Origin of the sequence: Paenibacillus tyrphae (assembly GCF_024158745.1) — a bacterium.
GTDB classification, from domain to species: domain Bacteria; phylum Bacillota; class Bacilli; order Paenibacillales; family NBRC-103111; genus Paenibacillus_G; species Paenibacillus_G tyrfis_A.
Genome location: NZ_JAMZAW010000009.1, coordinates 79,458 through 94,232, shown reverse-complemented (window position 1 = coordinate 94,232; position 14,775 = coordinate 79,458). Strand labels below are relative to the sequence as shown.

Genomic DNA, 14,775 nt, shown 5'->3' with positions numbered 1-14,775 from the left:
ATGCCTAAAGATGTTGTTGCGGTACCATGAAAAAAAGAGGGAGGGACGGTGTACGCCCGATCCCTCGATTCGCCCGGATAGCCGTTATTTCTTCGTTTTGTACCACTCGTTCACTTCTTTGGTCATGGCATCGCCGCCAAGCTTCTTCCATTCCTCCACGAATTTATCGAATTCATCGACCGATACTTGATTCATAATGATCTTAAAATAGACCTCGTCCCGCTTCTTGAGCAAAATTTCCTGTCTTTCGGCCATAGTCGGCGTCGGCGCGCCATAAAATTTGTTTTGCAGGTACTGCTTGTTCTTCTGGATGGCCGGAATCAGCGAATACACGCCATTCGGACCGGAAATCAGGTATTCCCACCACATGCTCGTATCGCCGTCAACGTACTTCATCGCACGCTCATATCGCGTTTTCTGGTCCTTCGACTCCAGAATACTCGTATCCTTATTAGCAATCGCTTTAGGCAGCACCTCGCCGTTGTTGTCGATTTGCTTGCCGACGCGCAGCGGATTGATCAGCCAGTAATTGTTGCCCTTCTCTTTACGGTCTTTCCCGAACTCGTACACCTTCTGCTCTTCGGTCGGGTGATTATCGACGGCGATCCATTGGTTCAGCAGCTTGATGACGCCCTCCGGATGCTTCGCTTTTTTGGAAACGACGTAATATTCGTCCACGCCCAGTCCGATTTGCGATAAAGCCGGGTTGCTGTCCACCGTCGGAATCGGGAACGCGCCCCACTCCTGCACCACTTTTCCGTCCTTCACGGCGCCTTTGACGAGCTGGGCCGGTGTCCACGATGCACCATAGACCATCCCGATGCCGTTGCTGTAGATGAGCTCAGCCTCTTTCTCCGCATCCTTCACCGCAAATTCGGGATCGATCAATCCTTTCTTGAACATGTCCTGCAGTGCGGCCAGCGCTTGCTTCACCTGCGGCTGAATATCGCTGTTGACCAGCCCGCCCTTGCCATCCTCGATCCAAATATTTTCATAGGCATGGTACCCGTTCAGGAAAGCCCGCAATCCCGTGACCCCGGTTTCAATATTAAAAGGATTTTTGCTGATCGCGAGTCCGTACGGCTTCCCCGTACCGCCGGGATCTTTGGTTTTAAAAGCCTCGGCAATCGTCATCATGTCTGCCATCGTCTTGGGCTCGGGCAAATTCAGCTTCTTCAACCAGTCCGTACGGACATACAGGAACTGGTAATTGTATGGATTATAGGTGTTCGGAATCGCCATCAGTTTATTGTCGAACATGGCCGTCTTCATCTGCATGCCGCCGTCCATCGTCAGATACTTCTTCGTTTCGTCCGTGGCATACTTGTTGTACACTTCCGTCAGGTCCATGATCATATCGGCTTCGGTCAGCTCTTTCAACTGCGTCGCGTTCACCGGGAAGAAGTCCGGAAGATCGCCGGATGCGATCGTGATTTTGACCTTTTCCTTGAATTGGCTCGTATCGGCTACCCACTTGTTGGTCACTTTGACGCCAATATCTTTTTCGTACGCATCATACACGGCGTTCTTGGTAAAGTTCTCGCCTTCGTCGAACTTCAGATACTGATCGCTTGGCGAAACCGTCGAAACCTCGATCAGACCGTTTCCTTGGCCGGACGCCGCGTTATCCGCTTTGTTTTCCGATTCGTTTGCGTTGTTGCTGCAAGCCGTAACCGCCAAGCTCATCGCCAATGCGGCGAACGAAAGCGTCTTCGTTGTCTTCTTCATGCTACCCCTCCAACTTATGTTATAAGTCTCCGGTTGTCTTCCTCTGAGTGTTTCCTTAAGTATGGATAACGCCACCTGCATAGTTCAAGTATAGGCAGGGGACGCGCCTTCAACCATATACTACTCTTTACTTTCGTATACACCTCTTGACGTGGCCGTGTGCCGGTACGGAAGCAAACAAGTAAACAATTGTATACAAAAGTCATAACTTATCTCTTTGAAAATAGGCCCGGATTACTTATTCTTACAGTAAGAAGATTCCTGCATGCGTCAAGCGTTGACCGCGAAGGAATCGTCAGGAAAGGAGGCTCTGCCGCATGAATGAACCCGAGGTTTGAACGAAACGTCTCCTGTAAGCTGGATTCGAACGTGATCTATCCAGAGCTTGATGCTGCATTAACTTAACGTTGGAAGGAGCGGGATTTATGGGATTGAAAATAAAATGGACAGCAGCCGTCATGACTGCCGTCATGTTCTTGTCACAGATTTCGGCCGTCCAAGCGGAAGAGGCGAAGCCCCAGGAACGGAACCTTGCTTTAGGGCTGAATTATACATGGTCGCAAGCGCCGGAAGCCGCGCATCCGGATACTAACCGCAAGCTGACGGACGGAAAATATGGCGCATTGGATATGGCGGACCCGGCGTGGGTAGGACATGTGCAGAAGATGACGCGTGAGGTCGTATTCGACCTGGGCGAGCAAAAGTCGATCTCGAAGGTTAAAGCGCATTTCTTGCAGGATTGGCCGACGAATTCGATTCTTGTGCCGTTGTCGGTGTCGATGTACGCCTCTGACGACAGCCACAATTGGGGAGCGCTTTCACACAAGGCTACCCAGCTTCTCTGGGGAGACGGTCCTCCCAGACAAGAGACCTTTGAGTGGGACGGAAGCCGGGATGGCATCCAAAGCGATAAAACCGTTACAGGGATGGTTTACGCCCGCTATGTGAAAGTCACCTTCCCGATGCATACCCGGGCTTGGAGCCTCATCGATGAAGTGGAAATTTGGGGCACGGATGGAAAAGTAGCAGGAGCGGTAACGGTTCCTCCCGATCAAGCGGGCTTCTTAAAGCCGGGAGAAGCGACAGCCGGAATCACCCATCTGGGCTTGCTGTACAACGGCCATTATAAGGATAATTTAGGCGATTGGACGAAAGAACGGATTATTCCGAATATCAGCTATGTGAATCAAGCCGGGCAGCCGGTGGATCGGCTGTTTGACGGTGTGCTGTATCTCGGTCTTACATCGCCGGCCGGCCGCGGCTACGACGGGAGAGCCAATCTGGAAGATTGGCAATGGTATCTGAATAAGACTTTCGCCGCAACCGGCGACATGCAGCAGCTCAACGAAGCGACCAAGGAAGTCGGGGCCAAGCTGGGGCAGCCGGATTATAAGGAAAAGGTCGTTCTGATGATTCCGGACCCGGGGGAGTACTTGAACGATTTCGGCGTGGTGAACGGGGAAGCTTTAAGCTTTAACGCTTCGACGGTCGGAGAAGAGAAGGCGTTCGCCAACCGGGAAAAAGCGATCCAATGGTGGCTCGATCAAGTGAAGCAAAAGTGGGAAGCGGCTCAGTACTCCCACCTGGAGCTTGTCGGCATGTACTGGCTGGAAGAGCAGATCAGCACCAGCGCGAAAGGACCGGATTTGCTTCGTTCGACGAGTGCCAAGGTTCATAACATGGGCCTGAAATTTTTCTGGATTCCGCATTTCCTGGCTTACAAAAGCTTTATGTGGAAGGAAGTCGGCATTGATGCCGTCAATTTCCAGCCGAACTATTTCTTCGAGGAAATGGGCTATGACCGTCTGGAAGATGCCGCAAACACAGCCAAGCGGTACGGAATGTCCAACGAGTTGGAGTTCGACGATCGCATGCTGACGGATAGCGTATTCCGCGACCGGTATATCGATTATTTGAACAGCGGTGTAGAAACCGGCTTGATGCAGGAAGGCTTCAAAGCGTATTATCAAGGCAACAATGCCGTATACAATACGGCGGTGAGCACAGATCCGACAAACCGTGTGATGTATGACTGGCTGTATCAATTCGTCAAAGGAACGTATGTCAAAAACACCGCCGTCGCTCCGGAAGCCGAAGTGCAAATGAACGGGAAAACGATTCAAAGCAAAGCCCTCGTGCCGGATACGGAGCCTGTTCAGTTTACATGGAAAAGTAATGACGGCAGCGGGCTGACGAAGGTCACTGCTACGTTTGACGGCAAGCCTTACACGGCAGGAACCGTCATGAATCTGGCAGGCAAGCTTGGGAAGCATGAGCTGATCGTTACCGTGATTACGGCGGGTAAATCCCGAAAAACCTCTTATGTGATTGAAGTGTCCACCAGCGCAGCAGCCATGAAACAATTAGCCGAGCGTTTCGCGGCGGAAAACCAGATCACGAATGCCAAAGCAGCACGTGCGCTCATTAAAGATCTGGAAATGATGACCTACCTCGAAGGGTCCAATCAAAAGCAGTTTATCGATTTCTTGAAAGTATTTAACGCCCGGCTGGATCGTGTGAAGGAAGAGCACATGATTACCGATACGGCGTACAATGCGCTCAAGGAAGGCGTCTATTACCTGATCGGCAATCTGGCGGAAAACAAAGCCGCGGAAGCTTCTTCGGTGGAAAGCAGCAGCGCCGGCTATGCCGCAGAGAAAGCGGTTGATGGCTCCCCTGTTACCAGATGGGCGAGCGAATACAGGGACAATACGTGGTTCCAGGTCGATCTCGGCGCACCGACGGACATCGATACGGTGAGAATCGATTGGGAATTCGCCCGGGCGAACACGTTCCAGTTGCTTGTTTCGAACGATAAGCAGAATTGGACCAGCGTGACACAGGAAAATGGCGGCATGATTACGGCGACGGACGGGAAACAAACGGTTCATTTTAACCCGGTCCAAGCCAGATACGTGAAATTCCAAGGCATTCAAAGAGCAACGGATTACGGGTACTCCTTCTATGAGTTTGGCGTGTACAGCCTTTCCGGAGCTAAAAAGTTAGCGTCGTTCGACGAGCAGTAAACGAAATGCAGGGGAGTGCGCTCCCCTGCATTTTTCGTTATTCGGTAAAAAGAACAACCATCGACGACATGGATCGTCGCCAATGGTTGTCAGGGTAGCTTGCTTACTTATCGATCAGATTGGTTGTCTTGAGTAATCTTGCGATCAATGCCGTCACTTCGGCGCGCGTCATATTCGACTGCGGGCTCAGAAGCTGCGGCCCGTTGCCTTGCACGATCCCCGCCTCAATCATCAGAGCGATATCCTCTCTCGCCCAAGCAGATACCTTTTTCGCATCTTCATACTTCGCCAGCAGAGCATCGGTCTGCTCCTGACTCAGCGCGGCTTTCGTCTCGATCAATTTGTAAGCCCGGGCGATCATCGCCATGCCCTGCTCTCTCGTGATTTGTCGGTCGCCGTAGAAGTTACCGTCCTCGTAGCCGCGGACGATATCGAATTCATTCGCAATCGCTACGGAGCTACGGTACCAAGCGGAATCCGAAACGTCAGGGAACTTGTTCTGCGGTGCATTTTGACGCTTCAAACCGAGACCGGCTACAACAATCTCCGAGAACTCGGAGCGCGTTACGTTGCGATCCGGCGAAAACGTATTGTTCCCGGTTCCGGCAAGGTCGAGTCTCGCCGCAATATTGTTCACGTCCGCTTTGCCCCAGTGGCTCTTCACGTCATCGAAATCTTGCGGATTCCAGATGACCGAATAGGAACCGTTGCTGCGCAAGTCTTTAATCAATGCATAATAACGGCTGTTGATCTTCGTTACTACCGTCGGCACATGGAACACGCTGCCGTCCGGATTGACGATAACGCCTGTCGTAATGCGGTTAGGATCGATGCCTTCCGGCAGCGCGATGTATTTCGCCGCGTATCCGTTCAATTGCCCCGTTCTTACCATCTTGCCGTCATGCGAGAAGGTCATATCCAGATCGACCGGAGTTACCAACAGTTCGTAGCCTTCCGCTGCCGCTTTGTTCTTGGCGTTGGTAATCAACGTGTCCGAAGAACGTGCGATATCGATATGAACGGCAATATCCCCGAGCGCCGCATTGCCCAACTGCTTGGACACCGCGCTCAAATCCATTTTTCCGCCTGGAACTGGGTAGATCGCCAGCGGGTTGCTGATTTCGAGGCTTGCTCCCTTGTCGGCAAGCTGCTTCACAGCTCCTGCCGTCAATCCGTCTACCTTCATATCGCCATCTTTCGAAGAATGAATCGCAAGCTTCTGTCCGTTACCTTGGGACAATGCTTTGTTCAGCTTGTCCAAATCCACTTGAACCGAAGTCACCTTGCGGTCTCCTGAGGTGGATTCTTTCCCCGTTGCAAACGTATCGTCTTTGCCGTTCACTGAGGTTTCGATTCCCGAGCCACTCGGTGTTGTCGAAGCTCCGGACGAAGACGAGCCTGTAGAGGTTGAAGGCGTTGTGGTGCTTCCGCCGCTGCTGCTATCCGAGTCTCCGCTGTCGCTAGATTCCCTTGTAATCGTCAAGGTATATTCCGTTACTTTGCCTTTGGCGTCCGTAACCTTTATAACAATCGTGTTCGTTCCTACATTTAAAGGCAGATTACCGCTTGCCGCCCCGTTAGGAACTTGCTTCCAAGGGCCATTATTGACCGAGACTTCAATCTTGGCGTTCGGATCAAGCGGCAACGAGCTTAGCGTCACACTGTAGACGCTATTCGTTACGGAAGCCGTATACTTGGTCGTGCTTCCATTGAACGCCGGCGATAATCCGATCGGCGTTCCGTTCCAGCTATTGAGCTGCAGTCCCGTCAAGGAGGATTGATCTGCGGTGTTAACCGTCAGATCTTTGCTTACGGTGCTGGACTTCCCATCCTTTGTAGCCGTTACTTTCACCGTGTAGGTACCATCGGCCAAATTGACTTCCGGTGTGTAGCTCCAGTTACCATACGTGTCGGCCGTAACCGTCCCTGTAATCCCATCCGCGATGTTGACCGTAACCTTGGAGCCTGGTGCTGCTGTTCCTTTGAATACCGGCTTAGACACCGTTACTGTCCCGCTGGCCGGCTCCGTGATTTCCAATACCGGTTCTCCGACCGAAGTCCGAATCTTAGTGGCTTGGCTAACGGCAGACGCCATCTGCGTCGCTGTCGCTTTCACCCGGGTCACAAACGTATAGTCGGTGCTTGGTGTCAGTCCGTTAAAGGTTGGGCTATCCTGCCAAGTTAACCCGCCGTCCATACTGTATTCCTGACCGCTGACTGGTTGCAGTGTAATGCTCGTAGGCGTCACGCTGCTTGCTACTGGCGCACTCGGTGCGGCCGGTCCATCCCCTTTCGTAACCACTGCCGTTGCCACACTCGTTACGCTGCCTACCGCATGCGTATCATCGGCGGTGACTGTCAGGGTGATGGTCGCGCCCAGGTCGTCAGCGGTTAACGTGTAGCTTGAACCCGTCGCATTCGTGATGGCGGCTCCGTTTCGATACCACTGGTAGGTCGACACATTACCTGTCGTGTCCGGCGTATACGTGATTCCCGTTACGTTCGCCGTCAACGTCTGACCCGCCTTGGCAACTCCATCGATCGTTACGCTGCCTCCCATTACTGGAAGAAGTTTGATATCTTTTGTGGTAGTGATGATGTTGCTAATGAATCCGGAATTATACTCGACAATAACTCCTGGATCTTTATATGCGCTAGTGCCACCGTGAGTATTATCTACGGCTAAGTAACCTATTTTGGAACCATTTGTATCTAGCAGAAGTGTAAGATGGTGGTAGCCTCCATTAGGCACAAAATTACTCGTTGACTCAAGACCTGTTGGCAGACCGCTTAATACATAATGTGTCTTGTCATCACCAGAAATGCTCCAACTAGGTGCTGTAGTTTTAGTAGCGCCTATAAAGCTTATAAAGAACCAGCTTCCTGTCCAGGGACTCTTAAGATCTTTAAACAAACTGGCAATCGCAAGCATTTCTCCAGGATTATCTGCTGCTGGTTCTACAAGATGTCCGCTATTTTTCGTTGCAGTAGTCACGGCATCGTAAAAAGTCATGGTACTCTGTCTTGCCACATATACAAAATGGCGTCCATTGTAGGTACGCACAGAGGTTTTTCCATTGGTCAATGGTGCCCCTGGCGCTACATTTACTTTGACAGTTTGGGTTTGCCCTGAAACTTGTGTAAATGTCATATTTCGAATTGCATCTTGAATATCTTTATAAGTAGCACTTCCTGAAAAATTGAACACTCTATTGGTAGGTGTAGATTTATCAGTTTCTTTGTCAAAAATTATTATACCATTCGTTAACTCGGTAATATCGCTTGAAAGAGCTCCAACAGTAATTGAGCCACTATTTACCGCCACAGTAAAGTATCCGCCTTTTGCATCAACGACACCTGTACTTCCAAATGCAGCATTTGGCAGCTGATAGGTTACTTCGGTTACTTTAACAGGAATACCTAGATCAAGTGTTGGTGTTGCCGCTGCTCTTACTTCCAATGGATGAAAAGGGATCATCGTCAATACCATGATGATTGCCATTAGCAAAGATAACATTCTTCGATTTGTTAATTTCATCTTTTGTTCATTCCTGCTGGCGAAAGCATATAGAAATTCTATATTCGCAGATTTCTTTCTATTCAGCAGGTTCTCCCTTCTTTTTAAATAATTTGTCGACTACTTCTAACTCGAGCGCCTCTGCTTTCGCTTGAGTTATTTATTTCTTCGTTGGCAATCTGGAACGGATATTGTACCCTGGATGCAGTTCAACAAGAAAAGCCATTTGCTGAATCTGCCATTCGACCATGGCCTTGTAATTACTCACCTCCAAACATGGTGCACCTTGTCATTGCAAATCACCCCATTGATCGCTGATAACGCTATCTACTAGTTTACCAACCCAACCTAAACAAAACCTAGACAACTCATGGGGCCTGTTCAATATATTCGCATGAAAGCCGATATAAGAATTGTGAAAGCAATTACAAGAACCGACTGTCAAGGAGGACGCTCCTGTGAAAGCCATATTGGTTGACGATGAACATTTAGCATTAATGGGACTTAAAAAAGCGATTGAGCGTGAAGCAAGCGAAGTCGAGATCGTTGCTACCTATTCCGATTCAACCGAGGTCATGGCAGGCGTATTGGCTCATCACCCCGATGTGGTGTTTCTTGATATCCATATGCCGGATATTAACGGCCTAAATCTGGGGAAGCAGATCCAGGCGGCCGTTCCCGGTACCGAAATCGTATTTGTGACCGGTTACGATCAATATGCTGTGCAAGCTTTCGAGCTTTACGCCTTGGATTATATTGTGAAGCCGCTGCAAAAGGAGCGTCTGCGCCAAACGATCCTGCGGATAAAAGAGAAATTGGCTATCAGAGCCACCAAGAAAACACAGGATACGAACTCCCCCATGATTTGCTGCTTTAATCAAATCCGGTTTAAGCTGCCCGGCATGGACGCCCAGAATGTTAAATGGCGTACGAGCAAGGCGCAGGAATTGTTTGCCTATTTGCTCCATCATCGGGACCGGACCATCAATCGAAGCGTCTTGCTCGAACTGTTATGGCCAGAGCTGGAAGAGACTAAGGCAGCGCAGCATCTCTATACAACGATTTATCAAGTACGTCAAACCTTGAAAAACTCGGGAATGGACACAATTCGCATAAATAGCGGCGATTTGGAGGCAGGGTACAAGCTTGAAATCGGGGAAGCTCGGGTAGACACAGAGGAATGGGAATACGCCATGAGGCAATTGGGTGTCCTGGATGCAGGTACAGTTGACGCCTATGAGCATGTGTTGAATTTGTACAAGGGGGACTATCTGGGAAAATACGATTACCTCTGGGCCGAACATGAACGGGAACGGTTTCGATTGCTGTGGTTATACCATATGCGAAAGTTATGTGAGTTCTACGAGCAACAAAAAAACCCGAAAAAAGCCATTCAAGTCCATCTGCGTATTCAACAATTGCTTCCGGACGAGGAGGAAAGCTATTTCTCGCTGATGAAGCTTTATGATTGGATTGGCGACAGGATCGGGGTGGAAGAGCAATATTTGCTCTTGAGAGCGAAAATGGAGCGGGATTTGGAGACGCCGATTAGCCCTGACATTACGGATTGGTATACACGTTGGAAGTTCGTGAGCCTTACTTCCTAAATCAGACACTTCGAGTTTCGCATGGAAGCCCCCCGGCGCCGCGTAGGTTTCGGTCCGGTGGGCTTTGATGAATTTTAAGTCGCAGAAGCGAATGCTTTCATCTTTTCCAGCAATTGCTTCGTTGCCGCATCCGTGAATGTAAGCGCATCGCTTGTCCCGACAATCATGCCTTGCCGGAGTCGATCGTCCAGCCAATCCGTGATAAAGCCGGGAGCATACCCACCCGTGCTGAACGACCCGCCGAAAGCGATCATTTTGCTATAATCCTTCAAATATTGTTCACGGCTTGTATCGGGGTAAGACTTGGTGTACAGCCAAAATTGCAGATCATACATCAACGTAGAGAACTCGTCCGCATGGAAAGCAAAGTACCCTTTTTCCTCAACAATTCGGGTACAAATCGCACGGATGATCTCCTCTATGTTGTCGACCTCGGTGACACGGGCACACAGCTCCGAAAGCAGCGGGGAAAATTCCTCATGGGCCACCTTCCGCAAATCCTCCTGCTTATCCTCCTCCGAGGTGTCATAGACATCGTGATGCACCAATCCCCGGATAAAGGCCTCGAAGTTCTCGGCCAAAAACGTAATTTCATAATCGCCTTCCTGATCGACATGGATCACCTCAGGCTCCCCATGCCTGCCGCATTTCCGATAATCCAGCATTACGACATCGTGACCTGCCGAAGGGCAATCGCAAATGACCACGCCAATGTCGGGATAGCCCCATTCTTCAATCATAAACGGGCTGCCCAATTCTCCGCAGAGCGAATAAGGCTTTTCGCGCCCGATCCCCATGATCCCCGTAATCGCAATATGGTCTTCCGCCCAAGACGTTGCTTCCTCCGTAGGGAAGCAAGTGTTGATCGGCACACCGCCGTTATGTAACTTCATCATCGCAATGTAAGAGGCCGGCAATTTGTAGCCCAGCTCTTGTTCGATCGAAGCAATAAGCTCATCCGTAGGCGGCTCGCTGACGTATTCTTTTAACGCGTAGTCGCTATCATCCCAGAATTTTGTCAAGTCAAACCCTTCAAAGGGAGCTTTCCCCGCTCCGGTATGGCTGACCTGCTCATTCCGGGCCTGCATGGCCATCGACCGCTTGCGTTTACGGTTCATTGCGGTTAGGCCTTGACGGCTCCAAGCTAAAAACGACAGCGTGGTTTCATCGTTGGGGGCCAGTTGATCCGCGGTTTCGAATTCTCTTACAGCGTCCTCGTATTGTTCCAGATAGTAGTAGGCATAGCCCGCGCGGAAGTGCCACAGAGGGTCATTCTCGCCTCGCTTCTCAATCGTCAAAAGCTGCTGCAGCGCTTCCTCGTAACGTTCCAGATTGTTCATGGCTCTTGCCAAATGACTGATGCAATCATAATCACGGTCCCGTTCGGGAATTTCCAAAATCCGATCGATTATATTTTCAAATTCGTCCTCTTCATGCCAGAGGTTCAACTGCTCCAATAGGTCTCTCTCCATACTCTGCCTCTTTTCGTTAGTTAGGTACATGCTCCACCGGTACCAATTATAACAAGCCTACAGAAACGCGCCGAAGTAAAATTCCAGCGCTTCCCGGGAGTACCCGTCACTCCCCTGCCAACCCGCAACGGAATTAAAATCATGACTCCCACCCCGAAGCTTGCGGGGCGTATCGCGCTCCACCAGCAGTCCGGCATATCCCCATATTTCCATCGTCACGTCCCGCTCCTGCTTGCTTGAAGGAAACGCATCCTTCCAGCGCTTCTCCAGCTGCCGGGCGCTCTCGTGCTCCGCACAGTCCTGAATCGCTTCGGTCATGTTGTTGAGCATGGCAGCATCCTCAGTGGTAACCTCGAATGCTTCTTCTTCCTTGCTGAACAATTCGAGATCCAGCCAGCAATACAAAAGCTGGTTCAAGCGGATGCCGCCCCATTTGACCCGCTCGAAATTCAGCACGTTCAAATCCTTATTCACATAATCCCGGTCCGACATGAGACCATGGAAGTTGCAATCCCCGCAGCTGCTGTAATTCGGCCGCACGACACTCTGCTGACCGTAGGTATGCAGAGGCAACCGGGAGGTCAGGGCCCAGCTCGACAGGGCGCTCCGCAGATGAACTTTTTTCGTAGACAGACTATGCAGGAACGCAGCGGCTACCCGTTCCTTGGTAATCGTTTGGTGCAATTCCTGCAGCCGTTTGACCAAATCATCATGCGTGATCGTGATGGGATCGAACATCAGCCCTTGGCTTTTGGCATAATTGAAATCCTCACCGGCAAAGGCAGTCGGCCGGTCCTTCCAACCGCTGGAAGACCAGAAGGTGTTCATGAGTATCTTTTTCGCTTTTTTATCCACGGCTTTTCTCCAAATGAATTTCTCGTTGTAATAAAAATAAGGGAAGTCCCAACGAAACGCCAACGGTTAATGTCCCAATGATCGGTACCCATAACCATTTCATTCCTTGGCGACTCCCTTCATATCCAATGAAGGCGATTAAGACCACTGCCGAAACCGCAACATCCAGCCATGCGAATGCGCCGATACGGGTCTGACTTGCTTCTCCTATCAATAAAGAAAGGTTAGGTCCATGCTCACTAACCCATGGTATGAACTGGGAATAGGGCAGTATTGTTCCGAGCAAAGCTAGAATACCGTACACGTATTTCAACCGCTTCACCTCCATGTGAGATATGAGTTCTCCCATATCATAACACATTTTGGAAAAGTATTAGCTACTCTTGCTTCAGGTTCAACCAGATGACCGAAACGACAATCATCACGCTGCCTGCGATGAATTTGGCCGTAATCTCAATCGGGAAAAAAGGATACGAATACACGAAGACAATGACAGGATTCAACGACCGGATCAGATTGGCTACCGAGAATTTGATGTACTTAATGCTTTCGTAGAACAGGATAATGCCTAGAAAGCCGCTGCAAAATGCCGCAATCACGATGAACAACAAGCTTTCTCCGGCGAAAAAAACTTTGTAATCTCCCCGAGTCATCCATATAAACGCACCGATCAATACGGTAGAAATAATCTGGTTGTAAAATAAAATAATGGAGGAATCGATCCGATCCACCAGTTTCTTCGCCAGCAAATTGGTTAACGCAAACAAAAACGTATACAGCAGCCCCAACATAATCCCCATCATATGATTGTTCGACGACCCCGTGTTCACGACCAGAAAGGAACCCAGGATACAAATGACGATCGGAAAGTAACTCGACGATTTAATTTTTTCACGGAGGATGAATACGGCCAAGGCTAGCGAAAAAATAATATAAAACCGGCCGATTAAGCCAAAAGCGATCGGTCCCAGCATAAACAAGCTGAAATATTGGCACACGACGCCGATGGAGTTCGTGACCCCCAGCAGGTAGATTCTTTTGTCGTTGACGAGCGCCAGCCTTTTTTTTCTGATCCCTAAAAACAACAAGCAGAATAAAGCTGAGAACAGACTGCTGTAAAAGCTGGCGACCATCGGGTCGATCGTGGATAGAGAGAACATATTGGTCAGTGGTGAGAGGCTCATCACCAGAACGGAAGCAACGCTGAGTAGAATGCCTTTAACTTTCATAACCATGTTCCTTGATGTGGCTGAAGATCGATTTGTAAATTCCGTCCGTAAACGACAATTCCTCTTCGCTTGGCAGCGTTGCCGATAATCGGACTTCCGTCGTTTCGGAGAATGCGGGAATATCCTCGAAATACAAGACTTCCGCGGCGGAAATAATCACGTTCTCATGGTTGGCTAACGTATAATAGCCTACAACCTGTATATTTTCGATCACGGCTCCGGCTTCTTCCCAAGCCTCCCTCTTGGCAACCTCCAGAATCGTTTCGCCGTCTTCCTTTTTCCCCCCTGTAAATTCCCACTTTCTTTTTTTGTTCTTCACGAAAACAAATTGATCTTTATAATGTAAAACAACCAAAACATACTGATACGTCTCAGGACATTGGTTGTAATGGATTTCCATATTATCGATCATCATGACCTTCACCTTCTTATCGTTTTTAAGCGAGCATCAAGCGTTTCTCTATTGCTTTTTCTTCAGGTGAAGAAATAAATATCTGCCGCTCTGTTTATTGAATTTGTGAATCACATTATCCAGCAAGGTCCAGACACCCTTATCTCCGACGCACGGGACGACTTTGCAGCACAGCACATCAAATTTACCGTCCAGAAATTGATAGATTTCCTTTACGGACATTTCCTTCTGAAAACCGTAGTTCCACAGGTTTAGCTTCTCATACCATTGACGCTGCCACTTGAAAATCGAATTCGCATGGGACCAGACCATGATGGCTTCCCCGGAGCTTTCCAAATGGTCGAACAACGTCTGCAGGCCTGTCTCATAATTATGAACATGCTCCAGCACGCTGAACGCCATAATAAAATCATGTTGTACGGCATGATCCGTCATCGGAGCATTCAAGTCGTGCTGCTTAAAGCTGACATGGCTGTAATTCGCCAGATTTTCTTTGGACTTGAGCAGCGCATCTTCCGAATAATCGTACAGTCTCACGCTTTCAATACCGGGGTATCGGTTGATCAATTCCAACGTCATATAGCCCCCGCCCGCCCCGAAATCACCGACTTTTTTATATTTATGAAAGTTGACTCCCAAGCTTTCGTATATATTAAATTTCTTCAGCGCCTTGTTGTTCCTTACTTTCTCCAATGCGTAGTTATCTTTTTTCCATACGACGTTCCACACCTTTTCCATACTTGGAATCACCCTCCAATTTTTTCTATCTGCATTATAGCCTTAGCCATGGAAGGTGTATATAGCAAATGTAGTAGATTTATGTCGATTTTTCAATTTTATGCTCTTTTTCATTTATTAGTTAAAACATAGTTTATTTTAAGTGAATGAGGGACCGGGCGGAGGCTCCGCGTTCACGGTGAAGCTGCCGC

At 49.4% G+C, this 14,775-nt stretch carries 10 protein-coding genes; 2 read left to right on the top strand and 8 right to left on the bottom strand.

All coding sequences use genetic code 11. The annotated features are described in order from the left end of the window. Nucleotides 1-84 precede the first annotated feature (84 nt). Nucleotides 85-1,728: an extracellular solute-binding protein gene (locus NI000_RS14930; RefSeq protein ID WP_253411794.1), complete on the bottom strand. Its 1,644-nt coding sequence runs from the start codon at nt 1,726-1,728 to the stop codon at nt 85-87. A 425-nt stretch (nt 1,729-2,153) separates the two neighbouring features. Here NI000_RS14930 and NI000_RS14925 point away from each other — a divergent pair, with 425 nt between their 5' ends. After that, nucleotides 2,154-4,754, top strand: coding sequence for a DUF4855 domain-containing protein (locus NI000_RS14925; protein WP_253411793.1), 2,601 nt, complete (start codon nt 2,154-2,156; stop codon nt 4,752-4,754). A 103-nt stretch (nt 4,755-4,857) separates the two neighbouring features. Here the strand turns inward: NI000_RS14925 and NI000_RS14920 are convergent, their stop codons facing one another. After that, nucleotides 4,858-7,314 carry an S-layer homology domain-containing protein gene (locus NI000_RS14920; protein WP_253411791.1) on the bottom strand — a complete coding sequence of 819 codons (2,457 nt, stop codon included), beginning with the start codon at nt 7,312-7,314 and terminating at the stop codon, nt 4,858-4,860. A 1,415-nt stretch (nt 7,315-8,729) separates the two neighbouring features. Between NI000_RS14920 and NI000_RS14915 the strand changes: the two genes are divergently transcribed. Continuing rightward, on the top strand, nt 8,730-9,878 hold the full coding sequence (locus NI000_RS14915; RefSeq protein WP_253411789.1) for a response regulator: 1,149 nt from the start codon (nt 8,730-8,732) through the stop codon (nt 9,876-9,878). A 74-nt stretch (nt 9,879-9,952) separates the two neighbouring features. Here the strand turns inward: NI000_RS14915 and NI000_RS14910 are convergent, their stop codons facing one another. From NI000_RS14910 to NI000_RS14885, 6 genes are all read right to left on the bottom strand, one after another. Continuing rightward, nucleotides 9,953-11,350 carry an SMI1/KNR4 family protein gene (locus NI000_RS14910; protein ID WP_253411787.1) on the bottom strand — a complete coding sequence of 466 codons (1,398 nt, stop codon included), beginning with the start codon at nt 11,348-11,350 and terminating at the stop codon, nt 9,953-9,955. A gap of 57 nt (nt 11,351-11,407) precedes the next feature. Continuing rightward, a complete protein-coding gene (locus tag NI000_RS14905; RefSeq protein WP_253411785.1) occupies nt 11,408-12,205 on the bottom strand; it encodes a hypothetical protein in 798 nt (265 codons plus the stop codon). Continuing rightward, on the bottom strand, nt 12,198-12,509 hold the full coding sequence (locus NI000_RS14900) for a DUF2834 domain-containing protein (RefSeq protein ID WP_253412126.1): 312 nt from the start codon (nt 12,507-12,509) through the stop codon (nt 12,198-12,200). The genes NI000_RS14905 and NI000_RS14900 overlap by 8 nt, the downstream gene beginning before the upstream one ends. 73 nt (nt 12,510-12,582) lie before the next feature. Next, a complete protein-coding gene (locus tag NI000_RS14895) occupies nt 12,583-13,440 on the bottom strand; it encodes a DMT family transporter (protein ID WP_253411783.1) in 858 nt (285 codons plus the stop codon). Continuing rightward, the gene (locus tag NI000_RS14890; protein ID WP_253411781.1) at nt 13,424-13,849 is read right to left on the bottom strand and encodes an NUDIX domain-containing protein; all 426 of its coding nucleotides are present in this window, start codon (nt 13,847-13,849) and stop codon (nt 13,424-13,426) included. The genes NI000_RS14895 and NI000_RS14890 overlap by 17 nt, the downstream gene beginning before the upstream one ends. A 45-nt stretch (nt 13,850-13,894) precedes the next feature. Continuing rightward, nucleotides 13,895-14,584: a class I SAM-dependent methyltransferase gene (locus NI000_RS14885; protein ID WP_253411779.1), complete on the bottom strand. Its 690-nt coding sequence runs from the start codon at nt 14,582-14,584 to the stop codon at nt 13,895-13,897. Between the last annotated feature and the right edge of the window lie 191 nt (nt 14,585-14,775).

What these genes read in the sequence shown, in the direction of transcription:
- NI000_RS14910 (WP_253411787.1), bottom strand. Translation starts at nt 11,350, where the DNA reads ATGGAGAGAGACCTATTGGAGCAGTTGAACCTCTGGCATGAAGAGGAC.
- NI000_RS14920 (WP_253411791.1), bottom strand. Translation starts at nt 7,314, where the DNA reads ATGGGAGGCAGCGTAACGATCGATGGAGTTGCCAAGGCGGGTCAGACG.
- NI000_RS14925 (WP_253411793.1), top strand. Translation starts at nt 2,154, where the DNA reads ATGGGATTGAAAATAAAATGGACAGCAGCCGTCATGACTGCCGTCATG.
- NI000_RS14895 (WP_253411783.1), bottom strand. Translation starts at nt 13,440, where the DNA reads ATGGTTATGAAAGTTAAAGGCATTCTACTCAGCGTTGCTTCCGTTCTG.
- NI000_RS14930 (WP_253411794.1), bottom strand. Translation starts at nt 1,728, where the DNA reads ATGAAGAAGACAACGAAGACGCTTTCGTTCGCCGCATTGGCGATGAGC.
- NI000_RS14885 (WP_253411779.1), bottom strand. Translation starts at nt 14,584, where the DNA reads ATGGAAAAGGTGTGGAACGTCGTATGGAAAAAAGATAACTACGCATTG.
- NI000_RS14890 (WP_253411781.1), bottom strand. Translation starts at nt 13,849, where the DNA reads ATGATGATCGATAATATGGAAATCCATTACAACCAATGTCCTGAGACG.